Source organism: Streptomyces justiciae (assembly GCF_015163075.1).
GTDB classification, from domain to species: domain Bacteria; phylum Actinomycetota; class Actinomycetes; order Streptomycetales; family Streptomycetaceae; genus Streptomyces; species Streptomyces justiciae.
On record NZ_JADDXU010000016.1, the window covers coordinates 170,397 to 194,689 of the forward strand.

Consider the following 24,293-nt stretch of genomic DNA (forward strand, 5'->3'; position numbering starts at 1 on the left):
CGTACGGGTACTCGTCCGAGGGTCGTACGGGTCAGGGCTTGCGGGCGACTCCCGCGTACACCGGCACGACGCCCTCGGTCTGGGCCTCGACGTCGATGGGCTCCGGCCGCCAGCCGGTCACCGGGATCACGCCCGGGCCGAGCAGCTCCAGGCCGGCGAAGAAGCGCGAGAACTCGGGCAGCGAGCGCGGGTGGAACGGCGTACCGCTCGCCCGGAAAGCCTCCGCGGCCTTCCCGATGGCCTCCGGGCTGAGGTCGGGGGTCACCTGGGAGAGGATCACATAGCTGCCGGGGGCGAGCTCGGCGACGTACCGCTCCAGTAGGCCGTACACGTCGTCGCCGTCCGGGTCCTCGCCGAGGTAGTGGGTGAGCGCCACCAGCGACAGCGCGACGGGCCGGGAGAAGTCCAGGGTCTCCGCGGCCAGGCGCAGGATGGTGTCCGGGTCGCGGACGTCGGCGTGCACGTAGTTCGTGGCGCCCTCGGCGGTGCTGTGCAGCAGGGCCTGGGCGTGGCGCAGGACGATCGGGTCGTTGTCGACGTACACCACCCGCGCGTCCGGGGCGACTTCCTGGGCGACCTGGTGCAGGTTGGGCTCGGTGGGGATGCCGGTGCCGATGTCGAGGAACTGGCGGATGCCCGCATCGGCGGCCGTCCGGACCGCCCGGTGCATGAACCGGCGGTTGGCGCGCGCCCCGCGGACCACCGCGCCGTCCGAGGCGAGGATCCTGCGGGCGAGCTCCTCGTCCACCGGGTAGTTGTCCTTGCCGCCGAGCCACCAGTCGTACACACGGGCCGGATGCGGCCTGGTGGTGTCGAGGATGGTGGGCGCGGTTTCCGGTCCGGTCATGCGGCGGTTTCTCCTCGGTGCTCGAAGGGCTCGGGCTCTCGAAGGGCTCAATAGGTGGCGCGGCGTTCCCTGAGGATCTTCTTGGTGCGTTCGGCCGACGCGGCGCGCGCCGTCATGTGGTCCAGGACCTCCAGATGCAGGGAGACCTCCTTGCGGGAGTCCAGGTACAGGGCGCCGGTCAGGTACTCGGTGAAGGCCATGTCGGGCAGTTCGGGCTCGGCGAAGCGGAAGAGGGAGAAGGGGGCGTACGTCCCCGGGTGCGGGCCCGCGGCGAACTCGGCGATCTGCAGCGTGATCCGGTCGCGCTCGGCGAACTCCAGCAGCTTGTCCAGCTGCTCCCGCATGACCTCGCCGCCCTGGCCGACCGGCCGGGCCAGCACCGTCTCGTCCATGATCACCCACAGGTGGGGCGGGTCCGGGCGTTCCAGGAGCTGCTGGCGGGTCATCCGCAGGGACACATGCCGCTCGACGGTGTCCGGGCCTGCCTGCGCGATCGTCCCCGCCTCCATCACGGCACGCGCGTACGCCTCGGTCTGGAGCAGGCCCGGCACGAAGTGCGGCTCATAGGAGCGGATGATGCGGGCCGCGCCCTCCAGGCTCACGTACAGGCTGAACCAGTCCGGCAGCACGTCGTGGAACCGCTGCCACCAGCCCGGCTGGTTCGCCTCCTCGGCCAGCGCGACGAACGCGTCCGCCTCCTCCTCGGAGACGCCGTACGTCGACAGCAGCATCTGCACGTACGGGATCTTCAGGGCGACCTCGGCCATTTCCATGCGCCGCACGGTCGCCGGAGCCACGCGCAGGACCTTCGCGGCCTCCTCGCGCTTCAGCCCGGCCGCCTCCCGCAGCTCCTGGAGCCGCTTGCCGAGCACCACCTGGCCCACCGTGGGCGCAGGCCGCCGCTCACTCACGCCACGCCTCCCCTACGCGCCGAAGTATCCGAGGCAGTGTGTCATGTTCCGCTGTCAGTCTCACGTGATCGGTGGTGAGGCGCTCGCCACGCGGGGTGGTGGGGCGCTCGTGGCGCGGGGCGATGGGCGCTCGGCACGCGGGTGGTGGGGGTGTTGGTCCGCGCGGGGTGGTGGGGGGCTCGCGGCGCGGGGCGGTGGGCGCTCGGCACGCGGCGTGGTGGGGGCGTTGGTCCGCGCGGGGCGGTGGGGGGGGGCTGGTCCGAGTGCGGGCGGTGCAATTACCCCGCGTGTAATCGACCGTTCCGGGCGGGCGCGGGATGGTGGAGTCACCGGGTTCCGGGGCGGCGCACTCCGGTCCGGAACCCGGGTTCCCCTTTCCCGTGTCGCGCACCCACCTCGACGGAGGCTGATTCGCCATGTCCGCAGCCCAGTTGTCCGCCCTCGCCCGCACGTCCGACCCGCAGACCGCGCTGCGGCGCTTCCTCGCGCTCGACGCGGTGGTGACCGGCGCGAACGGCCTCGCCTACCTCACCGCGTCCGGACCTCTCGGCCGGTTCCTCGGCGTCGGTTCCACGCTGTTGCTCGAACTCGGCGCGTTCCTGGTCGTGTACGCGGCCGGCGTCGGATGGCTCGCCTCACGCCCGCGTCCCGCCGCGCTGCCGGTCCGCGCCGTCGTCGAGGCCAACCTCGCCTGGGCGCTGCTGAGTTGTGTGGCCCTCGCGCTGTGGCTCTCGCCGAGCACCGCGGGTGGCGTGTGGACCGTCCTCCAGGCCCTCACCGTCGCCGGGTTCGCCGCCCTCCAGCACGTCGCCCTGAAGGCGCGTCAGGAGACGAACCCCTGAAGGTACTTGACCGTCGCCGGGTCGGCCGGGAGGAACGTCTCGATGGCCAGCTCGGCGACGGTCACGTCCATGGGGGTGTTGAAGGTGGAGATGGACGAGATGAACGACAGCACCCGGCCCTCGTGCTCGATCCGCATCGGCAGCGCGAAGTACGCCGGCGCCTCCAACTCCTCGTCGTCACCGTCCTCGTGGGCGAGCGGATACGCCGCCACCTCCTCGTACAGCGCCCGCAGCGGTTCCGAGCGGCGCAGGGCGATCTGCCGCTCCATCTGCTCCAGCAGATGCCCGCGCCACGCCCGCAGGTTGCGGATACGGGGTGCCATGCCCTCCGGGTGCAGGGTCAGCCGCATGGCGTTGAGCGGGGGTGCGAGCAACGATTCCGGGACGCCGTCGAGCAGCATCAGGATGCCGCGGTTGGCGGCGACCACGTTGTACATGGCATCCAACACCAGTGCCGGGTAGGGCTCGTAACCCTGGATGAGCCGCTCGATGCCGTCCCGCAGGGCGTCGAGCTCGGGGGCGGCCAGCGGGGTCTCCGGGTAGTGCGGGGCGTAACCGGCCGCCAGCAGCAGCGCGTTGCGCTCCCGGACCGGGACGTCCAGATGCTCCGCCAGCCGCAGCACCATCTCCTCGCTCGGCCGCGAACGTCCCGTCTCGATGAAGCTGATGTGCCGCGCGGAGGAGTCGGCCCGCAGCGCCAGCTCCAGCTGACTGACCCGACGCTGCTCCCGCCAGGCCCGCAGCAGCGGGCCCACGCCCCGGTCGTCGGCAGTGGTGGTGGTCATACGACGACCGTAGACGAAGCCGATCGGAATCGTGACGGCCGGACGGCCTGGGTTCTCGCTTCGCGGGCGCCGTCTGACCAGGGCTTCGGCGGTCCGCCTGTGGCACGCTGAGAGAACACCCCCAGCGCACCCGCAGTCCCAGGAAGGAGCGGCGTCATGGCCGTGGAACCGCTGTCGCAGAAGGAGATCGAGGACCGGCTCGCGGAACTGCCGGGCTGGTCGGTCGACGGTGACCGCCTCACCTGCTCCTACCGGCTGTCCTCGCACTTCGCGGCCACCGCGATGGTCGTGCACATCGCCCAGGTCCAGGAGGAGCTCGACCACCACTCCGACCTCACCCTCGGTTACAACACGGTCGCCCTGAGCGTGAACACCCACAGTGTCGGCGGCGCGGTCACCGAGAAGGACTTCGAGCTGGCCCAGCGGGTGGCGGCGCTCGCCCCCGGTCACGGAGCCCAGTGACGGCGTGCTGGACTACGACAAGGAAGCCGACGCCTACGACGCCACCCGCGGCGGCGAACCCCGCGCCGCCGCGGCCGCCGACGCGGTGCTCGGCCTGGTCCCGCCGGACGCCCGCCGCCTCCTCGACGTGGCCTGCGGCACCGGCATCGTCACCCGCCGGTTCGCGACCGCGCGGCCCGCGCTGCGGGTGACGGGCGCCGACCTGGCGTACGGCATGGCCCGGATGGCCGCGGTGCGGCTGCCCGGCGCGATCGTGCTCGGCGACAGTCGCCGACTGCCGTTCCCCGACGGGGTGTTCGACGCGGTGACGAGCGTGTGGCTGCTGCACCTCGTCCATGACCCCGACGACGCCCGCAGCATCGTCGCCGAGTGCGCCCGGGTGCTGCGGCCCGGCGGTGTGTACGTCACCACCGTCGACAAGGCCGCCGCGCACGACGTCGGCAGCGACGTCGACGCGGTCCTCGCCCCGCGCCCGCGCAGGGCCGCCCCGGACGCGGCGCGCCGGGTGGAGTCGTACGCCGCCGCGCAGGGTCTGGTCGCCGCCGGGCGGGCCCGTTTCACCGGCCTCGGGCAGGGCCGCAGCCCCCGGCGCACCGCCGCCGACCTGCGGCGCGGCTGGTTCACCATGCTGCCGCCCGGCGACCCGCGCACCGAGGAACTCGCCGTACGGATGGAGGCCCTGCCCGACCAGGACCGGCCGCGCGCCGACCCCGTCTTCTCGCTGCGGGCGTTCAGGAAGCCCGCGTGAACTCCATGACCCAGTTGGTCAGCCAGGTGTCCCCGCCGTCGAGCGAGAACGCCTGCTCCCAGCGGGCGCCGGCCGCGGAGACGTCGGACCACACGAACCGCACGCGCACGTCCTTGCCGGCGTGGGTGTCGTCGCCGTAGAAAACCCCGCGTCCGTCGGTGAATTGACCGACGACCGGCGGGAACAGCGTCCCGGTGCGGCTGGAGGCCCAGTTGAGCGACCACTGCCCGCTCTCGCGGTCGAAGAGCCGCAGGGTCGCGCCTTTCGCCGACAGGTGCGGCATGTCGATCTCGTCGACGTTCGCGGCGCCGTCGAAGAGCGGCCAACAGCGGTTGGTGGCGGGGAACTCCTCCCAGTCGCTGTCCGGGTCGAGGAAGTCGGTGCGGCGGCGGTTGAGCACTTGCCAGTCGCCGTGGAAGAAGTCGAAGTCGTGCGGGCTGCTCATGAGCGGTCTCCTGTGGTTCCTGCGGGCAGCGAGTCGGCCAAGTAGGCGGCGAGGTCTGGGACTTCGGGTGCGAGCAGGTGCCGTACCCAGGCGTCCCGTTCGTGGAGGATCGGCGGCAGCTCCCAGACACAGCCGATCCAGGGAAGGTCGGGCTTGACGAAGTGGGTCGGGTCGATGTCCGGGCATCGCAGCGCCGGCTGCCCGGCCGCGGCGCCCCGGAAGTGGAGCACGTTGTCCCAGACCCAGCTGTAGGCGTTGAGGTAGGCGCCGGTGTCGCCGCCCCGGTGCAGCACGACGAAGGTCGCGGGCGGAGTGCCGTCCGGCTCCGGCAGCAGCTCCGGGAGGATCTCGTACGCCGCCTTCTCGACCTCGGGCGCGATGCCGGCCGGGTCGGTGGTGACGTGGTAGCGCTTGATGTGCCGGCCTGCGATCTCGATCGGTGGCGGCACGGTCAGCAGTTTCTCGGTGAAGCTCATGGAGGGACGGTAGGGCGACTTCCCTGACACCTTCTGTCAGTGAAGTCTGCGGACCTCTGGGATTCTGGGTCCGTGAAGTCCAGCCGACTCGTCTCGATCCTGCTGCTGCTCCAGACCCGGGGCCGGATGACCGCCGCCCAGCTCGCCGAGGAGCTGGAGGTCTCGGTGCGCACGGTGTACCGGGACGTGGAGGCGCTGGGCGCGGCCGGCGTCCCGCTGTACGGCGACGCGGGCCACGCCGGCGGCTACCGCCTCCTCGACGGCTACCGCACCCGGCTGACCGGCCTGACCGCCGACGAGGCGGAGGCCCTCTTCCTGGCGGGCGCCCCCGGTCCGGCCGCCGAGCTGGGGCTGGGGTCGGTGCTGGCGGCTGCCCAGCTGAAGGTGCGGGCCGCGCTGCCGGCGGAGCTGCGGGCGCATGCCGACCGAATCAGCGGTCGGTTCCATCTGGACGCGCCCGGCTGGTACGCGGAGGCCGATGCCACCCCGTATCTGCCGGCGGTCGCGGACGCGGTCTGGAACGGGCGGGTGCTGCATGTGCGGTACCGCCGCTGGGCCCGGCCGACGGATGTGGAGAGGCGCCTCGAACCGTACGGACTGGTCCTGAAGGCGGGCCGCTGGTACGTGGTCGCGGGACCGGGACCGCGTACCTTCCGTGTCGACCAGATCCTCGAACTCGCCACGTCCGACGAGGAGTTCAGCCGCCCGGACGACTTCGATCTGACGGCCTACTGGACGGCGTACCAGCGCGACTTCCATGAACGCCTGTACCGGGAGGAGGCATTGGTCCGGCTGGCGCCAGGGGTGACGCACGGGAGGACGGCGTCGTACGGGCCGGTGGAGGGCGACGGCTGGAGGCAGGCCAGGGTGCCGATCGAGTCGGTCGACCGCGCGCTCGGTGAGTTCCTGTCGATGGGTGCGGGCGTAGAGGTGCTGGAGCCACCGGAGCTGCGCGAGCGACTTGCCGAGACGGTACGGGAGTTGGCGGCGCGCTACGCCGGATGAGCGGCAACCTTCCGGTGTGCGGCGGCGACGGAGGAGTGGAATCCGTCCGTCCTCCCAGGAGGTACGTCTCGTGCAGCACCCGCACCCGCATGCGCACCCCCACAAGCACCGCAGACGAAGGGCCGTTCTCTCCGCGCTCGGCGCCGCCGCGGCGCTCGTCGCCGCCGGGCTCACCCAACTCGCCACCCCCGGCACGGCGGAGGCGGCGACCGCCCGGCAGGTCGAGAAGCTCGACCGGGGTGTCGTCAGCGTCCACACCGACGCCGGCAACCTGGTCAGCTGGCGCTGGCTCGGCACCGACCCCAACGACGTCTCCTTCAACGTCTATCGGGCCGGTACGAAGGTCAACTCCACGCCGATCACCGGCTCGACGAACTACTTCCACGCCGGTGCGCCCTCGCAGGCCGACTACACGGTCCGCGCGATCGTCGGCGGCGTCGAGCAGGCCGACTCGGTCCACGCGATCCAGTTCCGCAGCGGCTACAAGGACGTCCCGATCAGCCCACCGGCAGGGGGCACCACGCCTGACGGCGTCGCCTACACCTACGAGGCCAACGACGCGTCCGTCGCCGACCTCGACGGCGACGGCGCGCTGGACTTCGTACTGAAGTGGCAGCCGACCAACGCCAAGGACAACTCCCAGTCCGGCTACACCGGCAACACGATCGTCGACGGCATCAAGCTCGACGGCACCCGGCTGTGGCGGATCGACCTGGGCCGCAACATCCGTTCCGGCGCGCACTACACGCAGTTCCAGGCGTACGACTACGACGGCGACGGCAAGGCCGAGGTCGCCATGAAGACGGCGGACGGCACGGTCGACGGCACGGGCGCGGTCATCGGCAGCTCCTCCGCCGACTACCGCAACTCCAGCGGCTATGTCCTGTCCGGCCCCGAGTACCTGACCATGTTCAACGGTCAGACCGGCAAGGCGATGGGGACGGTGGACTACGTCCCGGCGCGCGGCACGGTGTCGTCGTGGGGCGACTCGTACGGCAACCGGGTCGACCGCTTCCTCGCGGGCACGGCCTACCTGGACGGCGCCCGACCGTCCCTCATCATGGCCCGCGGCTACTACACCCGTACGGTCATCGCGGCCTGGGACTGGCGAGGCGGCGCCTTCACCCGCCGCTGGACCTTCGACACCAACTCCTCCACCAACTCCGGCAAGGGATACGACGGTCAGGGCTCGCACAGTCTGTCCGTCGGGGACGTCGACAACGACGGCAAGGACGAGATCGTCTACGGCGCGATGGCGGTGGACGACAACGGCAACGGGCTGTGGACGACGAAGACGGGCCATGGCGACGCGCAGCACCTGGGCGATCTGGACCCCTCGCACGCGGGCCTGGAGTACTTCAAGGTCTCGGAGTCGTCGTCGCAGCCGGCCGAGCTGTACATCAACCCGGCGAACGGCACGGTCAACTGGAAGCTGGCCGCCTGCTGCGACAACGGCCGGGGTGTGGCGGGCGACATCTGGGCGGGCAACGACGGCGCGGAGGTCTGGTCGGCGTCGGACTCCTCCATCCGCGACGAGGCGGGCGCGACGAAGGGCCGTGAGCCGTCCTCCGTCAACTTCCTCTCCTGGTGGGACGGCGACACCACCCGCGAACTCCTCGACGGCACCCACATCGACAAGTACGGCACCTCCTCCGACACCCGCCTCCTGACCGGCGCGTCGGTCCACTCCAACAACAGCACGAAGGCGACCCCGTCCCTCTCCGGCGACATCTTCGGCGACTGGCGCGAGGAGGTCATCTGGCCGACGACGGACAACACGGCGCTGCGGATCTACTCAACGCCGTACGAAACAACGACAAAGATCACGACCTTGCTCCACGACACGATGTACCGCACGGGCTTGGCCTGGCAAAACACGGCCTACAACCAGCCTCCCCACCCGAGCTTCTTCATCGGCAACGGGATGGCTACGGCACCTCGGCCGGCGGTGTACACGCCCTAGAACGGCACGGCGAGCGCGCGCCGGTCCGCGGCACGCGCTCGCCGTTGAGTCTCAAGTACCTGAGTCGGCTGCGTAGTGGGAGGCCACGGGCACGGGCGGGCCTGCTGCCGCGGCCTCGGCATGGGCGGCGTCCATGAGATCCGTGAATCGAAGTCCGCGAGGTTCGCCCACGGCCGTCGCGTAGTCCCGCCAGTCCACCGCGCGGGTGGCCCAGTGCTCACGGGCTCGCTGGCCCCTGAAATGAACCCGAAGAGTGGCCACCAACCCGTCGTCGTTGATGCGTCCCAACCCGTACTCGGTGTGCCACTGCATCACCAGGACGTGTGTGAATATCAGCTGCCGTGCGACGTCGGCGGGTACGTCAGGGCGAGGCGGATCGACACACACGAGGAGTTCAGGGTCGGCCACGGCCACGAGGAGGAGTTCACGGAAGGCGGAGCGTTGGGTGTCGTCGTTGGTGACTCGCGCTTGGCGGGCCTGGTAGGCGAGCGAGGCACCGACGCCTATCAACGCGACTGCGGAGAACAGGGTGGACAACGCGCCGTAGGTCTGGCTCACGGCGCTCAGCCGCTCCCACTGTCCGCTCAGGGGGGCCACCAGCTCCAGGAGAGTGGGGGTCAGCGCCACCCCTGACAGCAGTGAGAGGACGGCTGTCCACCAGAGCCACTTCTCGTGCCGATTCCGCATGACTGTCCCCCTGTACCCGTGACGCGGTGGGCGAGTGTCTGAGCACACCCGTCCACCGCGTCCGTGCTCGGTCGCTGACGCCCGTCAGGCGTTCCTCACACCACGGTGCAGGACTGGCCGCCGAGCGTGAAGGCCGATGGCTTGCCGTTCGTCCCCGACCAGTTCCCCGTGAAGCCGAAGCTCACCGATGAACCGGCCGCCACGTTGGCGTTCCACGTGACGTTTTTTGCTGTCACCGTCGAGCCCGACTGGGTGTAGTCGGCGTTCCAGAGTTGGGTGATGGTTTGGGCGTTGGGGAAGGTCCAGGTGAGGGTCCAGCCGGTCCAGGGGGTTGTGCCAGTGTTGGTGAGTTGGATGTCTGCCTGGAAGCCGCCTGACCACTGGTTGGTGATCTTGTACGTCGCCGTGCAGGCGCCTGTGGGGGTCGGGGTCGGGTCTGTGCCGCCGCCGGTGTCTCCGGCGGTCGTGTCGCCGTAGATGACGCCTCGGCCGTTTGTTGAGATGTAGACCCGGCCGTAGATTCTTGGGTCGCCCGTTATCGCCGCGCCTGTCCAACCCCACTGGTGCGTGTCGTCGTTGATGCGGGTCCAGGTCGCACCCTGGTCCGTGGAGCGGAAGATGCCGCGGACGCCCGCGATCTTCGCGCTGGTGTACAGGGTTTGGTACGACGAACCCGTTGCCGCCTTGCCGAAGCCGATCGTGTCGGCCTGTTCGACGTTGGAGAGCTTCGTGAACGTGGTGCCGCCGTTCGTCGAGTGCCACAGGCCGTACGCGCCGTCACTCGCTCCGCCCGCCAGCCACACGTCCCCCTTCGTGCCGGGCAGCGCCTTGAAGCGGACGCTGTCGCCGGAAGGGAGGCCCGTTGCGGAGGACGCCGTGAAGGTGGCGCCGCCGTCCGAACTCACGTAGAACTTGCCCGACTTGAAACCGTAGAAAGTTTTCGGGTCCACCCTGTCCGATTCGATCAGTGCTCCCGCCGGGATGCCCGACGATGCCGACCACGACGTACCGAAGCCCGTCGTGTACTGGACGCCCGTACCCGTGGGGCTCCACACGAAGCGGCTGCCGTCCGACGCCGCCGCGACCGTGCCGCCGCCGCTCACGCCCGAAGGGTCGGTCCCGCCGAACCAGTTGGCGCCGTTGTCCGTCGAGAACGCGATGTGCGGGCCCGAGTCGAGGTTGCCGACCCGGACGACCGTGTTCGGGTTCGTCTCCGCGAAGTCCAGGCTGGTCGTGGTGGTGAAGTTCGGCTGGGTGTACATCATCGACGGGACCTTGGTCAGGTCCGTGTGGCGGAAGCCGCCTATGTCACCCAGCGCGCTGAACAGCTGCGCCCCGCCCGACGGGGGAGCGGCGATGTCGTTGACCGCCGTCTCCTCCAGGCCCTGCACCATCGGCTTGATGGTGAACTGGCTCCCGGAGTCCCAGTTGGTGAGGTTCTCCGTGCCGTAGATCGTCGCACCCGTCCCGTACATCATCCGGTTCGAGTTGAACGGGTCGATCTCCAGCGACTCCGTCATCCACCCCAGTTTCGGCGTCTGTTCGGGCGGGGACGGGTTCGCGCCCCAGGTCAGCCAGGGGGACGAGGAGACGTCCATCGTGTAGCGGTTCGAGCGGTTGGGGTAGGAGGTGTAGTCCCAGGCACGGGTCCAGGTCGCGCCGCTGTCCGTCGAGCGGAAGATCTGCGTGTCGGGCCACCACGAGCTGTACGCCGTCGCCATCAGCGTTCCCGGGTGCTGGCGGTCGACCGTCACGCCGCTGAAGCCGTAGTACGTGTCCGCCTCCGCCACCGGGCTGATGTTCGTCCAGGTGCCCGTCGCCGTCGCGTACCGCCACAACTGGCCCTTGCCACCGTCGTACGGGCCGCCCTTGTCGCTGTAGGCGAGGTAGAGGTAGCCGTTCGTCGCGTCCAGCACGCCCTTGTGGGCGAGGTATCCCGTCGGCTGACCGGCCAGCCGCGACCAGGTCGCGCCCCCGTCCGTCGAGCGGTACACCGAGTTCTGCAAGTCCGCGACCCCGACGTAGATCGTCTGCGTCGCGCTGCCCGACGTACCCGTCTTCTCGTCGAAGGTGACCCAGACGACGCCCTGGTTGTCGCTGGCGTAGCCGGACGTGTCGCCGGCGTCCTGCACATAGTTGCCGACGTTCGGGAAGTTGGTCACCTGCGACCAGCTCGCGCCGGAGTCCGTGGACCGCCACAGGCCCTTGCCGCTTGGCGCGCCCAGATACAGCACGCTGTTCTTGTTCGGGTCGATGGCGAGTCGCTCGCCCATGCCGCGGCCGGGCATGTTGCCGCCCAGCTTGAAGGGGAGGTCCGCCTTCTGCCAGCTCGCGCCGCGGTCGGAGGAGCGCAGGACCGCCCCGTTCTCCGGGTCCCAGCTGTTGGTGTACGTGCCGACCGCGGCGTATACCTTGTCCGGGTCGACGGCGTCGGAGGCCAGGCTGACCACGCCCGTGTGCCCCCAGTCGTCCCAGCCGACCGAGTCCAGCAGCGGTGTCCAGGTCTTGCTCGACTCCTGCCAGCGGTAGGCGCCGCCGATGTCGGTGCGGGCGTAGGCGAGGTTCTTCTCGGAGCGGTTGAAGACGATGCCGGGGACGAAACCGCCGCCGTCGATACGGGCGTTCTTCCAGGTGTACGTGTCCGCGGCGAGCGTCACCTTCGACGCGCTGTCGGCCGCCAGCGCGGGCGGGGTGCCCGCGAGCAGGCCGGCCGCGAGAGCGAGGACGGCCGTGAGGATGCGGGTTCTTCGCACGGGGTGTCCTTTCCGGGGTGAGGGGATCGGGGAGGGAGGAACGTGCGGAGTAAGCGCTTTCCATTCGGTGCGAGAGTTGCCGGGCGGCCCCCAGTGCGGGAGGGGGCCACCCGGCCGGTCGGCCCCGTCGTCAGGTGACGGGGCCAGGTACGCGGTGCTCCTCAGGCGGAGCGCCTGGCGGGGGCTATTCGAGCAGCTCCGCGTACGAACCCATGGCCAGGGCGATGTCCGCCTGGGCCCAGAAACGGTGGTACGTGAACGACGGCACCGCGCCGCCCGCGAGATACGCCTCGATCTTCGACCAGGCCGGGTCGTTCTTGTAGAAGGACCTGATGGACTCGAAGGTGGACGAGGAGTTGATCGCGTCGCCGTTCGGCATCTTGCCGGTCCAGCCGGACGGGATGTACACCGTGTCGTCGAACCGGTTGTAGTCCGCCCGGTTCTCCGGCACCGCGACGCCCAGGCTGTCCTGGTAGTTGCCCCACATGCCGTCCAGGAGCTTCTTCGCCGTCGTCGCGGCCTCGGTGTCACCCGAGCGGTCCGCGTAGTACGTCAGGGTCTTGGCGTACGCGGCGGCCACGCCCACGTCGTTGGTGTAGTCGGCGACGGTGACGTGCAGCCCGCTGTTGGAGCCGGGGTTGGAGGCGTTCCAGGTGTCGGGCTGGCCCGACCACTGGAGGGTGGAGGGGATCTGGTAGGTGCCGTCCGGGTTGATCGTGGTCTTGGACAGCGCCCAGTCGACCCACTTGTCGAGGACCGCCTTGGCCTGCGCGTTCCCCGTCTGCTGGTAGTACTCGGCCACCCGCTCCATCGACCACGCCTGGAAGCCGAACCACTGGTTGGACGGCGGGTCGTGGTAGACGGGCTGCTGGTCGTAGTACATGCCGTAGAAGGTCGACGTACCGGCCGGCGGGGTCGCGTAGCGGCCCGCCCAGCTGTTCGTCGCACCGCCCGCGATGGCGCCCTCGTTCGACTGCAGCCAGCGGTAGAACTCCAGCTGCCGGGTGAGCGAGGTGCCCCAGTCCGCAGCCCCGGTCGAGGACTTGGGCTTCAGATCGGCGTACGAGCTGAGCGCGTAGGCGGCCAGGGGGTTCTGGTAGCCGCCGTGCGCGTGGCTGGAACCGATGCGCCAGGCCCAGCCGGCGCTGGTGTCCGTCGCTCCGCCCCACGCGTAGTACCAGGACAGCAGGTACATCGAGGAGTTCTTGCCGGTGCCGGCGGCGCAGGCCGACGGTCCGACACAATTCCCTATCTTCTTGAAGTACTTGTCGTACATCGCGTAGCGCAGGTAGTCGCCCATCTTCGCGGCCTTGCCCACGGTCGCGGAGACGTCACTGCCCTTGCCCTGCTGCTTCGCCCAGACGTCCGCCCAGTACGCGGCCTGCACGGCCCGTGCGTCGGCGTCCGGGGCGTTGGTGAACTTCCACTGCTTGGCGTAGGAGGCGTCACCGGTGAACAGGTCCAAGTAGCCGTTCGTACCGCCGTACTTGAACTGGTCACAGGTCGGCTGCGGCACCGTCTCCCACACCGACTCCTGCGCACCGCGCTGGAAGGTGTTGATGTACGAAGGACCGGTGTCGGTCGGCCCCGCCTCGCACTTGCCGGGCGCGTTGCCGTAGCCGTAGACGTTGTCGACGTCCTGGAGCCAGTGCATGCCGTAGACGTCGTCCGTGCCGTACGTCGACTTCAGCTCGGCCGCGATCGGGTCGGAGCCGACCGAGACCGACGAGTCGAGCTTCGCCGGATACTCGTTCGGGGTGTCCAGCTCGGGCGCGTAGGTCGCCGGCTTGGAGGCGTTGTAGAAGGAGTTGGTCGGCTGGTCGGCGTGGGTGGGGATCATGTACTTCTCCATGATGTCCCAGGCGCCGTTGAACTTGCTCCAGTCGCCCGTCACCTTGCCGTACATGGCCTGCAGCCAGAGAAGGTAGCTGTACGCCTCCGACGTCGTCTCATGGCCGTGGTCGGGCGCCTCGACGATCAGCGTCTCCACCGAGTGGTAGGGGATGCCCTCGGGCGAGAAGTAGCCGTTCGCCGGGTTGGTGATCTTCCCGTACAGCTCCAGGAAGCGGGCGTCGTACTCCTTCGACGCCGCGATCTGGGTGACCGTCACCGCCGCCTTCGCATGGCCCGTGGCCGTCGACTCGAAGGTCGCCGCGCCGGTGCCGGAGGAGTCGGCGGTGATGGTCACCTTCTGGGCCGTGTTCCAGTTCGACGGGGTGAAGGTCAGGGAAGCCCCGCCGGTCACGGACAGGCCCGAGTTGCCGCTCGCCCGTGCCGTCGTGACGGTCACGTTGGCGGACGGCTGGGTCGACAGCTTGACGTCGTAGGTCGCCGTCTTGCCTTGCTGGACGGCGAGTTGAGTGGTCGAGGCCACCACGGCGGGACCCGAGGCGACCGTGATGCCGACCGGTGTCGACTCCGCCGACGCGCCCAGGCTGTCGTACGCCTTGGCCAGCAGAGAATGACTGCCCACGGTCAAACTTGAAGCGGAAAGCGAGTACGGAGCCGTCGTGTCGGTGCCCAGCAGCGTGGTGTTGTCGTAGAACTCCACCTTGCTGATGGTCGCGTTGTCCGCGGCCGCGGCGGTCGCCGCGAGCGGGACGGCGTCGCCCTGGGTGTAGACGGCGCCCGCGGCCGGGCTGGTCAGCACCGTGATCGGCGGCTGGTGGGCGCCGACGCACGTGGTGCCGTTGATCGCGAACGACGTGGGCGCGGCGTTGCTGCCGCTGTAGGTGAACTGCGCGCCGGTGGAGACCGCGGCGCCGGCCGCGATGGTCCCGTTGTACCCGGCGTCCTTCACCGTGATGTTCTGACCGGACTGGGACCAGGTTCCGTTCCAGCCGTTGGAGAGCTTCTGGTTGCCCGCGTAGGCGTACGTCAGTGTCCAGCCGCTGATGGTGTCCGTACCACGGTTGGTGATCGTCACGTCCGTGGTGAAGCCGGAGCCCCAGTCATTGGTCTTGTAGTCGACACTGCACGCAAGTGCCGCCGCGGAAGCGGGAGTTGAAGCCGTACTGAGCATGGCGAGCGGAAGGGCCAGGGCCGCCACGACGGCGGTCCAGAAGCGCCGGGCTGCCCGGCGTCTCCTTCTGGGGTGCATGTGCTGGTTCCTCCTTGCGGCGGAGAAGTCAAGGCTTGAACCAGTGGGAGCGCTCCCATAGTGGGGACGGTGGTGTGAAGGGTCAAGGTGCTTGAAGAGTCGAAAAGATTCGATGGATGTGGTTGAGGAAAAGTCAAGTGAACGCTCTGTTCTTTAACGTCACTTGGCGCTAGCTTCTCTGGCACCAGTGGGAGCGATTCCATCAGTCGACGCGTCCGTCACGACGCGCCCGATCTGCAAGGAGTCGCTCATGCGACACCCCCCGCGTTCAGGTCTTTTACTTGCCGGCGCGGCCGCGATCGCCCTTGTGGGCACCGCGGTCGCGCCGGTGGTCACGGCGTCGGGAGCCGGTCCCGCGTGCACGGTGGAGTACTCCGTCACCAGCCAATGGGATTCCGGTTTCCAGGGCGCCGTGACGATCACCAACAACACGGCAGCCGTGAGCGGTTGGAGCCTGAGCTTCGACTTCGCGGGCGGCCAGAAAGTCAGTCAGGGCTGGAACGCCAAGTGGTCCCAGTCCGGTACGACGGTCACGGCGGCCAACGAGAGCTACAACGGCTCGCTGGCCACCGGCGCGAGCGTCAGCGCCGGGTTCCTCGGCACCCTGTCGGGGAGCAATCCCGTACCGACGACGTTCAAGCTCAACGGCACCAACTGCAATGTCGACGCGGACCCTTCACCCACGCCGACACCCACGCCGACCGACCCGACGGACCCCGGTGACCCCGACGCGCCACCGGTCCTGAAGGTCTCCGGGAACAAACTCGTGGACGCCGGCGGCACCACCCGTCGCCTGCTCGGCGTCAACCGTTCCGGCGGCGAGTTCATGTGCGTCCAGGGCCGCGGCATCTGGGACGGACCGGTCGACGACGCCTCGGTCAAGGCGATCGCCGACTGGAAGGCCAACACGGTCCGCATTCCACTGAACGAGGAGTGCTGGCTCGGCCTGTCCAACATCAACCCGGCGTACTCCGGCGCCAATTACATCAACGCCGTCAAGGACCTGGTGGCGAAGGTGAAGGCGCACGGCATGACCCCGCTGGTCGAACTGCACTGGACCTACGGGCAGTACACCGGGAACTCGGCCGGCTGCTCCGACGTGCACGCCAGCTGCCAGAAGCCGATGCCCGACATGCAGTACACCCCGTCCTTCTGGACGTCGGTGGCCAACACCTTCAAGGACGATCCGACCGTCGTCCTCGACCTGTTCAACGAGCCCTACCCGGACCGCGCCACCTCCACGACCACCCAGGCGTGGCAGTGCTGGCGGGACGGCGGCACCTGCCCCGGCATCGGCTACGAGGTCGCCGGCATGCAGGACCTCGTCGACGCCGTCCGCGGCACCGGCGCAAAAAACCTGATCCTGGCCGGCGGGATCGCGTACTCGAACGACCTCAGCCAGTGGCTCACGTACCAGCCGACCGACCCGGCGGGCAATCTCGCCGCCGCCTGGCACGTGTACAACTTCAACACCTGCTCCAACGAGAGCTGCTGGAACTCCACGCTCGCCCCGGTGGCGGCCCAGGTGCCGCTGGTCGCCGGGGAGATCGGCGAGAACACCTGCGGTCACTCCTTCGTCGACCAGGTCATGAAGTGGTTCGACGACCGTGGCCTGTCCTATCTGGGCTGGACCTGGAACACCTGGGACTGCAGCTCGGGCCCGTCGCTGATCTCCGGTTACGACGGTACGCCCACCGCTTTCGGTATCGGGCTGCGCGACCATCTGCGCGCCCTGAACGGCTAACACCCGCAACGGAGAAGGAAACCCGCACTCATGAGTCGTACCAGAACTGCGCTCCTCGCAGCGATGGCCCTGGTCGCCGGGGCCTCCGGCACCGCGGTCGCCGCCTATCCCGGGGACGTCGGCATCTCGGCGGTCCCCTGCACCGTGGACTACAAGGTGCAGAACGACTGGGGCACCGGCTTCACCGCCAACGTGACGATCACCAACAACAGCGCCGCCAAGTCGAGTTGGTCGCTGAAGTGGTCGTACGCCGGGAACCAGAAGGTCACCAACGGCTGGAACGCCAAGGTCAGCCAGAGCGGCACGGCCGTCACCGCGCTCAACGAGAGCTACAACGGCACGCTCGCCACCGGCGGTTCGACCAGCTTCGGCTTCCAGGGCACCTACAGCGGCACCAACGCGATCCCCACCACGTTCACCCTCGACGGCGTGACCTGCAACGTCGACGGCGGCACCGACCCCACGGACCCGACCGACCCGACCGACCCCGGCACCGGCAGCCGGGTCGACAACCCGTACAGCGGCGCCAAGGTGTACGTGAACCCGGAGTGGGCCGCCAACGCCGCCGCCGAGCCGGGCGGCAGCCGCGTCGCCAACCAGCCCACCGGTGTGTGGCTGGACCGGGTCGCCGCGATCAACGGCGCCGGCGGGAAGATGGGCCTGCGGGCACACCTCGACGAGGCCCTGAAGCAGAAGGGCAGCGGCGAGCTCGTCGTCCAGCTGGTGATCTACGACCTGCCGGGCCGCGACTGCGCAGCGCTCGCCTCCAACGGTGAGTTCGGTCCGACGGACATCGACAAGTACAAGACGCAGTACATCGACCCGATCGCCGCGATCCTCGCCGATTCCAAGTACGCCTCGCTGCGGATCGTCACCACGGTCGAGCTCGACTCCCTGCCGAACCTCGTCACCAACGTCTCGCCCCGCAACACCGCCACCCCCAACTGCGACACGATGAAGGCCAACGGCAACTACATCAAGGGCGTCGGCTACGCGCTGAACAAGCTCGGTGACGTCGCCAACGTCTACAACTACGTGGACGCCGGGCACCACGGCTGGCTCGGCTGGGACGACAACTTCTCGGCGACCGTCCAGACGATCAAGCAGGCGGCGACCGCCGAGGGCGCCACGGTGAGCGACGTCCACGGCTTCATCACCAACACCGCCAACTACAGCGCGTTGAAGGAGCCGTACTTCACCATCAACGACTCCGTGAACGGCAAGTCCGTGCGCGAGTCGAAGTGGGTCGACTGGAACCGGTACGTCGACGAGCTCTCCTACGCCCAGGCCTTCCGCCAGGAGGCCGTGAGCCAGGGCTTCGCCTCAGGCGTCGGCATGCTCATCGACACCTCCCGCAACGGCTGGGGCGGCAGCGCCCGGCCGACCGGTCCCGGCGCCAAGACCGATGTGGACACCTACGTCGACGGCGGCCGTATCGACCGGCGCCTCAACACCGGCAACTGGTGCAATCAGTCCGGCGCCGGCCTCGGCGAGCGTCCGCAGGCCAGCCCGGCGGCCGGGATCGACGCCTACGTCTGGGTCAAGCCCCCGGGTGAGTCCGACGGCGCCAGCAGCGCCATCCCGAACGACGAGGGCAAGGGCTTCGACCAGATGTGCGACCCGACCTACACCGGCAACCCGCGCAACAACAACCACATGTCCGGGGCCCTGCCGAACGCGCCGCTGTCCGGCCACTGGTTCTCCGCGCAGTTCCAGCAGCTGATGCAGAACGCCTACCCGCCGTTGTCGTAACGGTGGGTCGGGGGCTGCGGGTTGAGTGTGGTTGATCGTGCAGTTCCCCGCGCCCCTTCAGGGCGCTCAGGCCGCCGGGGTTTGTCAGTTCTGTGCTGACAAGCCCCGGCTGTACTCAACGCGAGCACGCATCATTCGCGTCCCGTTTTTTGCCGTCCCGGCAACGACACTGGCCTCCTCCCGGTGCGTCGGCGCACGCTGGCCGCACACGGACGAGAGGCTGACCACCATGGCGCACAAGCACGCTCATCACGACCACACCGACATCGACTGGGCCGAGATGGCCCCGATGCTGGAGGACCAGGCCGAGCTGTACACGCCCCTGTACGAGCACGCCATGGCCTGGCTGGCCAAGCGGCAGACCGAGCCAGGGCTGGTCGTCGACGCGGGCAGTGGGCCGGGGGTCGTGTCGTGTCTGCTCGCCGACACCTTTCCCGGCGCCCGGGTCGTCGCCGTGGACGGGTCGGAGCCGCTTCTCGAGCGGGCCCGGGAGCGGGCCGGGCGGCTCGGCGTCGCGGACCGGTTCGGCACGCTCGCCGGTGAACTGCCCGACGTGCTCGACGACTTGGACTACCCGGCCGATCTGCTCTGGGCCAGCTGGAGCCTGCACCACCTCGGCGACCAGAAGGCGGCCCTGGCCGCGTTCGCCGCGCGGCTCGCGCCCGGCGGCACCCTCGCCCTGCTGGAGGGCAGCCTGCCCACCCGGTATCTGCCGCGCGACATCGGCATCGGCCGCCCGGGGCTCCAGGCCCGGCTCGACGCGGTGCACGAGGAGTGGTTCACCGAGATGCGGGCCGCGCTGCCCGGCTCGGTCGACGTGGTCGAGGACTGGGCGGCGCTGATGACGTCCGTGGGGCTGAAGCCCACCGGTACCCGCAGCTTCCTCCTTGACCTGCCCGCCCCCACCACCGACCGGGCCCGCCGGTGCGCCGTCACCGCCTTCACCCGGATGCGGGACGTGCTCGGCGAGCGCCTCGACGCCGACGACCGCGCCACCCTCGACCGGCTCGTCGACCCCGACGACAAGGCGAGCCTGCACCACCGCCCGGACGTGTTCGTCCTGACGGCCCGCACGGTGCACACGGCGGTCCGCCCGGTCTGACCGACGCCCGACGGCCCTTGACTTCGAGAACGCTCCAAGTGATCTACTGCCCGGCGTTCACCGAAAACAGGGGGTAGTCATGAGTGATGCACCGGTCGCGCTCATCACCGGTGGCGGCAGCGGCATCGGCGCCGCGGTCGCGCGGCAACTGCTCGACGCCGGGCAGCGGGTGACCGTCACCGGCCGCGGCGCGGAGCGGCTGCGCGGCTTCGCCGGGGAACTCGGCGATCCCGAGGGGCTGTTGACGCTCGTCGGCGACGCCGCGGACTACGACAGCGTGCGGTCGGCGGTCGACCGTACGCTCAAGGAGTTCGGCCGGCTGGACACCGTGGTGTCCAACGCCGGATTCGCCACCCACGACTCGGTCGCCGACGGGGACCCGGCCGGCTGGACCGAGATGGTGCTGACCAACGTCCTCGGCCCAGCGCTGCTGATCCGCGCCTCCGTCGAGGCGCTCAAGGAGACCCGGGGGCGGATCGTCCTTGTCGGCAGCGTCGCCGGGTTCGTGCCCACGCCCGGCAACATCTACGGGGCCACGAAGTGGGCGGTCACCGGGCTCGCCGAGAACACCCGGCGCCAGGTCACCGAGTGGGGCATCGGCGTCACCCTGATCGCGCCCGGCCGGGTGGAGACCCCGTTCTGGGACGGCTACGGCAGCCTCCCGCCGGGCCATCTCCTCACCGCCGACCAGCTCGCCGACTCGATCGTGTGGGCCATCCGGCAGCCCGAGGGAGTCGACGTCAACACGGTCGTCGTACGGCCGATCGGGCAGCCCAACTGAGGTGCGCGCGGGTCGGTGCGTGATGCATGCGTCGCGGGTGAACGGGTAGACGGGCGGTCCCGCGTCCGTCGGAGGGACCCCGCACCATGGCACGCACCGGCACCGACACCAGGACCGCTCAGGATCAGTCGCTCACGACCCGGCTGCCCGGCGGTCCGCGCGCCGGGCAGACCGTCGGGGCCGTGGTGCTGTCGCTGTCGCCGGTCTGCATCGAACTGTCCGGCGCGGCGGCCGGAACCGCCTCGGTCTACCGCTGTCTGCTCTGTGTGCCCGTGCTGGTGCTGCTGTCCCTGCCGGAGCACCGCCGCGAGGGCCCGCCGCCCCGGCGCCAGCTGCTGTACGGCGTCGCGGGCGGGGCGCTGTTCGCGGGGGACATGCTGCTGTGGTCCAAGGCCATCACCGAGGTGGGCGCGGGACTGTCGACCGTGCTGGTGAACGTGCAGGTCGTGCTGGTGCCGCTGCTGGCGTGGGCGGTGGACCGGGAGCACGTGCCGCGCCGCTTCCTGCTGTGGCTGCCGCCGCTGTGCGCGGGGGTGGTGCTCACCGGCGGGCTGTTCGAGCAGGGTGCGAGCGGCAGCGACCCGACGGCGGGCACCGTCCACGCGGTGCTGGCGGCGCTGAGCTACTCCGGCTTTCTCTTCCTGCTGCGCCGCGGCGGCTTCGAGGGCCACGTGGTGACGACGTACACCGTGGTCGTGGTGTCCGCCACCGTCTTCTCCGCCCTCGGCGGCTGGGCCTGGGGCGCCCTCGACCTCACCCCGCCCGCCGCCGCCCTGGGCTGGCTGGCGGTGGCCGCGGTCAGCAGCGGCATGATCGGCTGGCTCCTCGTCGCCCTCAACTCCCCTCATCTGCCGAGCCACGTCGGCGCGGTCCTGCTGCTGCTCACGCCGGTCGGCGCGCTGGTGCTGGGCGCGGCGGTACTGGGGGAGCGGCCCACGGTCGCGCAGTGGGGCGGCTGCGCGCTGATCCTGGTCAGCGCCTACGCCACGGTGACGAGTCGCAGGCGGACATGACGAAGGCCCGGACGGCGGTCCCGTCCGGGCCTTCCCCGGTGCACGGTCTCAGCCGATGTCGAACGTCGCCGGGTCCGGGCCGATGCGGCGGTCCTCGTTGAGGGCGCTGATCGCGGCCAGGTCCTCGGTGTCCAGGCTGAAGTCGAAGACCTGGATGTTCTCCTTGATCCGGGACGGGGTCACGGACTTGGGGATCACCACGTTGCCGAGCTGGAGGTGCCAGCGCAGGACGACCTGGGCCGGGGTGCGGCCGTGCTTCTGGGCGATGGCGACGATCGCCGGGACCTCCAGGAGGCCCTTGCCCTGGCCGAGCGGGGACCAGGCCTCGGTGGCGATGCCCTGCTCCGCGTGGAACTCGCGGGAGGCGTGCTGCTGGAGGTGCGGGTGCAGCTCGATCTGGTTGACCGCCGGGATGACCGAGGTCTCGGCGATGAGCCGCTCCAGGTGCTCCGGGTAGAAGTTGGAGACGCCGATCGCGCGGACACGGCCGTCGGCGTGCAGCTTCTCGAACGCCTTGTACGTGTCGACGTACTTGTCCCGGGCCGGCAGCGGCCAGTGGATCAGGTACAGGTCCACGTAGTCCAGGCCGAGCTTCTCCAGGGAGGTGTCGAAGGCGCGCAGGGTGGCGTCGTACCCCTGATCGCCGTTCCAGAGCTTGGTGGTGACGAACACGTCCTCGCGGGGGATGCCGGAGGAGGTGATGGCCTTGCCGGTGCCCTCTTCGTTGCCGTAGATCGCCGCTGTGTCGATGCTGCGGTACCCGGCCTCCAGAGCGGTCGCGACCGCCTGCTGCGCCTCGTCGTCCGGCACCTGCCAGACGCCGAAGCCCAGCTGGGGCATCTCGACGCCGTTGTTCAGGATGATCGGGGGGACCTTGCTGCTCACGAGCTCTTGATCCTTACGGTTGTCGTCAGGTGGTACTCCCATCGTCAACGATCACGGGCCGTGATGCATTCCTGACGGCGGAATGGAGCGGAAGACGACGGAATCTCCCGGAAACGGCCTCAGGCCCTGTACAAGGCCTCGACCTCGTTGACGTACGCGTTCTCGATGGCCTTGCGCTTCAGCTTCAGCGACGGCGTCAGCAGGCCGTGCTCCTCGGTGAACGGCTGGGCCAGGATGCGGAAGGTGCGGATCGACTCGGCCTGCGAGACCAGGGTGTTGGCGGCGACCACGGCCCGCCGCACCTCCGTCTCCAGGTCGGCGTCCCGCACCAGTTCGGCCGCCGGCATCTGCGGTTTGCCGCGCATCGCGAGCCAGTGCTCGACGGCCTCCTGGTCGAGGGTGACCAGGGCGGCGACGTACGGGCGGTCGTTGCCGACGACGATGCACTGGGAGACCAGCGGATGGTCCCGGACGCGCTCCTCCAACTGGCCCGGGGAGACGCTCTTGCCGCCCGAGGTGACCAGGATCTCCTTCTTGCGGCCGGTGATGGTCAGGTAGCCGTCCTCGTCGAGGGAGCCCAGGTCCCCGGTGGCGAGCCAGCCGTCGTGCAGGGTCGCGTCGGTGGCCTTCTGGTTGTTGAGGTAGCCCTGGAAGACGTTGTCACCGTGCAGCCAGATCTCGCCGTCGTCCGCGATGTGCACGGTCATGCCGGGGATGGGCTGTCCGACGGTGCCGTAGCGGGTGCGCTCGGGCGGGTTGGCGGTGGCGGCGGCCGTCGACTCGGTGAGGCCGTAGCCCTCGTAGATGTGCACGCCCGCGCCCGCGAAGAACAGGCCGAGCCGGCGGTCCATGGCCGAACCGCCGGTCATCGCCTGCTTGATGCGGCCGCCCATCGCGGCCCGCATCTTGGAGTAGACGAGCTTGTCGAAGAGCTGGTGCTGCACGCGTAGACCCGCCGAAGGACCGGGCCCGATGCCCCAGGCCTTCGCCTCCATGGCGTCCGCGTACTTCACCGCGATGTCGACGGCCTTCTCGAAGGCGCCCGCCTTGCCCTCCTTCTCCGCCTTGCGGCGCGAGGCGTTGAACACCTTCTCGAAGATGTACGGCACCCCGAGGAAGAACGTCGGCTTGAACGCGGCGAGGTCGGGCATCAGGGCGGCGGCGTTCATCTGCGGCTGGTGGCCGAAGCGGACCCGGCCGCGGATCGCGGCGACCTGCACCATCCGCCCGAAGACATGGGCGAGCGGCAGGAAGAGAAGGGTCGCGGCCTCGTCGCCCTTCTTGGAGTGGAACACCGGCTCCCAGCGCGCGATGACGGTGTCCGCCTCGTACATGAAGTTGCCGTGCGAGATGACACAGCCCTTGGGGCGGCCGGTGGTGCCGGAGGTGTAGATGATGGTGGCGACCGAGTCGGGGGTGACCGCCTGCCGGTGCCGGTGGACAACGTCGTCGTCGAGGTGGGCGCCGGCGTCGTACAGCTCCTGCACACAGCCCGCGTCCAGCTGCCACAGCTCGCGCAGCTGCGGCAGCCGGTCGATGACGGTGGCGATGGTCATCGCGTGGTCCTCGTGCTCCACGATCGCGGCCGTGCACTCGGCGTCGTACAGCATCCAGAAACACTGCTCCGCCGACGACGTGGGGTAGACCGGCACCACCTGGGCGCCGATCGTCCACAGGGCGAAGTCGAAGAGGGTCCACTCGTAGCGGGTGCGGGAGACGATCGCGACCCGGTCACCGAACCGGATGCCACGGGCGAGCAGTCCCTTGGCGAGGGCGAGCACCTCGTCGCGGAACTCGGCCGAGGTCACGTCCCGCCACCGGCCGGACTCGTCCTTGCGGCCCAGCGCCACGCACAGCGGGTCCTCCTGGGCATACTCGAACACCACGTCGGCCAGTCCGCCCACCGGCGGTGCCAACGCCAACGGAGGGTTGGTGAACTCGCGCAAACCCCGCTCCCTCGACATTGGTTCGACGCTCCGCACAGCGCCGTGA

The 24,293-nt window shown here is 69.7% G+C and carries 20 protein-coding genes; 10 read left to right on the forward strand and 10 right to left on the reverse strand.

Annotated elements, in window-relative coordinates; genetic code table 11:
• Positions 1 to 31: 31 nt before the first annotated feature.
• Together IQ210_RS35630 and IQ210_RS35635 are read right to left on the reverse strand one after the other, a co-directional pair.
• Positions 32 to 847, reverse strand: a complete 816-nt coding sequence (locus tag IQ210_RS35630) for an SAM-dependent methyltransferase (RefSeq protein WP_194083345.1) — start codon at positions 845 to 847, stop codon at positions 32 to 34.
• 47 nt (positions 848 to 894) lie between these two features.
• Positions 895 to 1,758: a helix-turn-helix domain-containing protein gene (locus tag IQ210_RS35635; RefSeq protein WP_194083346.1), complete on the reverse strand. Its 864-nt coding sequence runs from the start codon at positions 1,756 to 1,758 to the stop codon at positions 895 to 897.
• Positions 1,759 to 2,174: 416 nt separating this feature from the next.
• Here IQ210_RS35635 and IQ210_RS35640 point away from each other — a divergent pair, with 416 nt between their 5' ends.
• Positions 2,175 to 2,600 carry a hypothetical protein gene (locus IQ210_RS35640; protein ID WP_194083347.1) on the forward strand — a complete coding sequence of 142 codons (426 nt, stop codon included), beginning with the start codon at positions 2,175 to 2,177 and terminating at the stop codon, positions 2,598 to 2,600.
• Here IQ210_RS35640 and IQ210_RS35645 read toward each other — a convergent pair.
• Positions 2,582 to 3,385, reverse strand: a complete 804-nt coding sequence (locus IQ210_RS35645; protein WP_194083348.1) for a helix-turn-helix domain-containing protein — start codon at positions 3,383 to 3,385, stop codon at positions 2,582 to 2,584. The genes IQ210_RS35640 and IQ210_RS35645 overlap by 19 nt on opposite strands.
• Before the next feature lie 156 nt (positions 3,386 to 3,541).
• Here IQ210_RS35645 and IQ210_RS35650 point away from each other — a divergent pair, with 156 nt between their 5' ends.
• Positions 3,542 to 3,847 (forward strand): 4a-hydroxytetrahydrobiopterin dehydratase, encoded by a 306-nt coding sequence (locus tag IQ210_RS35650; protein WP_079308547.1) that lies wholly within the window; start codon positions 3,542 to 3,544, stop codon positions 3,845 to 3,847.
• Between the two features lie 4 nt (positions 3,848 to 3,851).
• Complete coding sequence (locus IQ210_RS35655) at positions 3,852 to 4,595, forward strand: class I SAM-dependent methyltransferase (protein WP_194083349.1); 744 nt, start codon at positions 3,852 to 3,854, stop codon at positions 4,593 to 4,595.
• Here IQ210_RS35655 and IQ210_RS35660 read toward each other — a convergent pair.
• Both IQ210_RS35660 and IQ210_RS35665 read right to left on the reverse strand, forming a co-directional pair.
• Positions 4,579 to 5,040, reverse strand: a complete 462-nt coding sequence (locus IQ210_RS35660) for a hypothetical protein (protein ID WP_194083350.1) — start codon at positions 5,038 to 5,040, stop codon at positions 4,579 to 4,581. The genes IQ210_RS35655 and IQ210_RS35660 overlap by 17 nt on opposite strands.
• Entirely contained in the window at positions 5,037 to 5,516 is a 480-nt protein-coding gene (locus IQ210_RS35665; RefSeq protein WP_194083351.1) for a hypothetical protein, read from the reverse strand. The genes IQ210_RS35660 and IQ210_RS35665 overlap by 4 nt, the downstream gene beginning before the upstream one ends.
• 72 nt (positions 5,517 to 5,588) lie before the next feature.
• On the opposite strand from IQ210_RS35665, the gene IQ210_RS35670 reads away from it, so the two are divergent.
• Both IQ210_RS35670 and IQ210_RS35675 read left to right on the forward strand, forming a co-directional pair.
• Positions 5,589 to 6,521: a helix-turn-helix transcriptional regulator gene (locus tag IQ210_RS35670; RefSeq protein WP_194083352.1), complete on the forward strand. Its 933-nt coding sequence runs from the start codon at positions 5,589 to 5,591 to the stop codon at positions 6,519 to 6,521.
• Positions 6,522 to 6,591: 70 nt separating this feature from the next.
• The gene (locus IQ210_RS35675) at positions 6,592 to 8,484 is read left to right on the forward strand and encodes a rhamnogalacturonan lyase (RefSeq protein ID WP_194083353.1); all 1,893 of its coding nucleotides are present in this window, start codon (positions 6,592 to 6,594) and stop codon (positions 8,482 to 8,484) included.
• Between the two features lie 51 nt (positions 8,485 to 8,535).
• On the opposite strand, the gene IQ210_RS35680 is transcribed toward IQ210_RS35675, so the two are convergent.
• The 3 genes from IQ210_RS35680 to IQ210_RS35690 form a co-directional block, all read right to left on the reverse strand.
• Positions 8,536 to 9,171 carry a DUF6082 family protein gene (locus IQ210_RS35680; protein WP_194083354.1) on the reverse strand — a complete coding sequence of 212 codons (636 nt, stop codon included), beginning with the start codon at positions 9,169 to 9,171 and terminating at the stop codon, positions 8,536 to 8,538.
• 95 nt (positions 9,172 to 9,266) lie between these two features.
• A complete protein-coding gene (locus IQ210_RS35685; protein ID WP_194083355.1) occupies positions 9,267 to 11,924 on the reverse strand; it encodes a cellulose binding domain-containing protein in 2,658 nt (885 codons plus the stop codon).
• A 184-nt stretch (positions 11,925 to 12,108) separates the two neighbouring features.
• On the reverse strand, positions 12,109 to 15,024 hold the full coding sequence (locus IQ210_RS35690) for a glycoside hydrolase family 48 protein (protein WP_194083356.1): 2,916 nt from the start codon (positions 15,022 to 15,024) through the stop codon (positions 12,109 to 12,111).
• A 250-nt stretch (positions 15,025 to 15,274) separates the two neighbouring features.
• Here IQ210_RS35690 and IQ210_RS35695 point away from each other — a divergent pair, with 250 nt between their 5' ends.
• The 5 genes from IQ210_RS35695 (at position 15,275) to IQ210_RS35715 (ending at position 21,416) form a co-directional block, all read left to right on the forward strand.
• Positions 15,275 to 16,768: a cellulase family glycosylhydrolase gene (locus tag IQ210_RS35695; protein WP_194083357.1), complete on the forward strand. Its 1,494-nt coding sequence runs from the start codon at positions 15,275 to 15,277 to the stop codon at positions 16,766 to 16,768.
• Between the two features lie 30 nt (positions 16,769 to 16,798).
• A complete protein-coding gene (locus tag IQ210_RS35700; protein WP_194083358.1) occupies positions 16,799 to 18,520 on the forward strand; it encodes a glycoside hydrolase family 6 protein in 1,722 nt (573 codons plus the stop codon).
• A gap of 229 nt (positions 18,521 to 18,749) precedes the next feature.
• The gene (locus IQ210_RS35705) at positions 18,750 to 19,622 is read left to right on the forward strand and encodes a class I SAM-dependent methyltransferase (protein WP_194083359.1); all 873 of its coding nucleotides are present in this window, start codon (positions 18,750 to 18,752) and stop codon (positions 19,620 to 19,622) included.
• A gap of 79 nt (positions 19,623 to 19,701) precedes the next feature.
• Positions 19,702 to 20,403, forward strand: coding sequence for an SDR family oxidoreductase (locus tag IQ210_RS35710; RefSeq protein WP_194083360.1), 702 nt, complete (start codon positions 19,702 to 19,704; stop codon positions 20,401 to 20,403).
• Between the two features lie 86 nt (positions 20,404 to 20,489).
• A complete protein-coding gene (locus IQ210_RS35715; protein ID WP_194083361.1) occupies positions 20,490 to 21,416 on the forward strand; it encodes a DMT family transporter in 927 nt (308 codons plus the stop codon).
• Positions 21,417 to 21,464: 48 nt separating this feature from the next.
• Here the strand turns inward: IQ210_RS35715 and IQ210_RS35720 are convergent, their stop codons facing one another.
• A complete protein-coding gene (locus IQ210_RS35720; RefSeq protein WP_194083362.1) occupies positions 21,465 to 22,301 on the reverse strand; it encodes an aldo/keto reductase in 837 nt (278 codons plus the stop codon).
• Positions 22,302 to 22,420: 119 nt separating this feature from the next.
• Positions 22,421 to 24,247 (reverse strand): AMP-dependent synthetase/ligase, encoded by a 1,827-nt coding sequence (locus IQ210_RS35725; RefSeq protein WP_194083363.1) that lies wholly within the window; start codon positions 24,245 to 24,247, stop codon positions 22,421 to 22,423.
• Positions 24,248 to 24,293: the final 46 nt, after the last annotated feature.

Coding starts and splice junctions, on each gene's coding strand:
- IQ210_RS35640 (WP_194083347.1), top strand. CDS start 2,175: ATGTCCGCAGCCCAGTTGTCCGCCCTCGCCCGCACGTCCGACCCGCAG.
- IQ210_RS35680 (WP_194083354.1), bottom strand. CDS start 9,171: ATGCGGAATCGGCACGAGAAGTGGCTCTGGTGGACAGCCGTCCTCTCA.
- IQ210_RS35700 (WP_194083358.1), top strand. CDS start 16,799: ATGAGTCGTACCAGAACTGCGCTCCTCGCAGCGATGGCCCTGGTCGCC.
- IQ210_RS35710 (WP_194083360.1), top strand. CDS start 19,702: ATGAGTGATGCACCGGTCGCGCTCATCACCGGTGGCGGCAGCGGCATC.
- IQ210_RS35660 (WP_194083350.1), bottom strand. CDS start 5,040: ATGAGCAGCCCGCACGACTTCGACTTCTTCCACGGCGACTGGCAAGTG.
- IQ210_RS35715 (WP_194083361.1), top strand. CDS start 20,490: ATGGCACGCACCGGCACCGACACCAGGACCGCTCAGGATCAGTCGCTC.
- IQ210_RS35690 (WP_194083356.1), bottom strand. CDS start 15,024: ATGCACCCCAGAAGGAGACGCCGGGCAGCCCGGCGCTTCTGGACCGCC.
- IQ210_RS35645 (WP_194083348.1), bottom strand. CDS start 3,385: ATGACCACCACCACTGCCGACGACCGGGGCGTGGGCCCGCTGCTGCGG.
- IQ210_RS35705 (WP_194083359.1), top strand. CDS start 18,750: ATGGCGCACAAGCACGCTCATCACGACCACACCGACATCGACTGGGCC.
- IQ210_RS35630 (WP_194083345.1), bottom strand. CDS start 847: ATGACCGGACCGGAAACCGCGCCCACCATCCTCGACACCACCAGGCCG.
- IQ210_RS35695 (WP_194083357.1), top strand. CDS start 15,275: ATGCGACACCCCCCGCGTTCAGGTCTTTTACTTGCCGGCGCGGCCGCG.
- IQ210_RS35665 (WP_194083351.1), bottom strand. CDS start 5,516: ATGAGCTTCACCGAGAAACTGCTGACCGTGCCGCCACCGATCGAGATC.
- IQ210_RS35650 (WP_079308547.1), top strand. CDS start 3,542: ATGGCCGTGGAACCGCTGTCGCAGAAGGAGATCGAGGACCGGCTCGCG.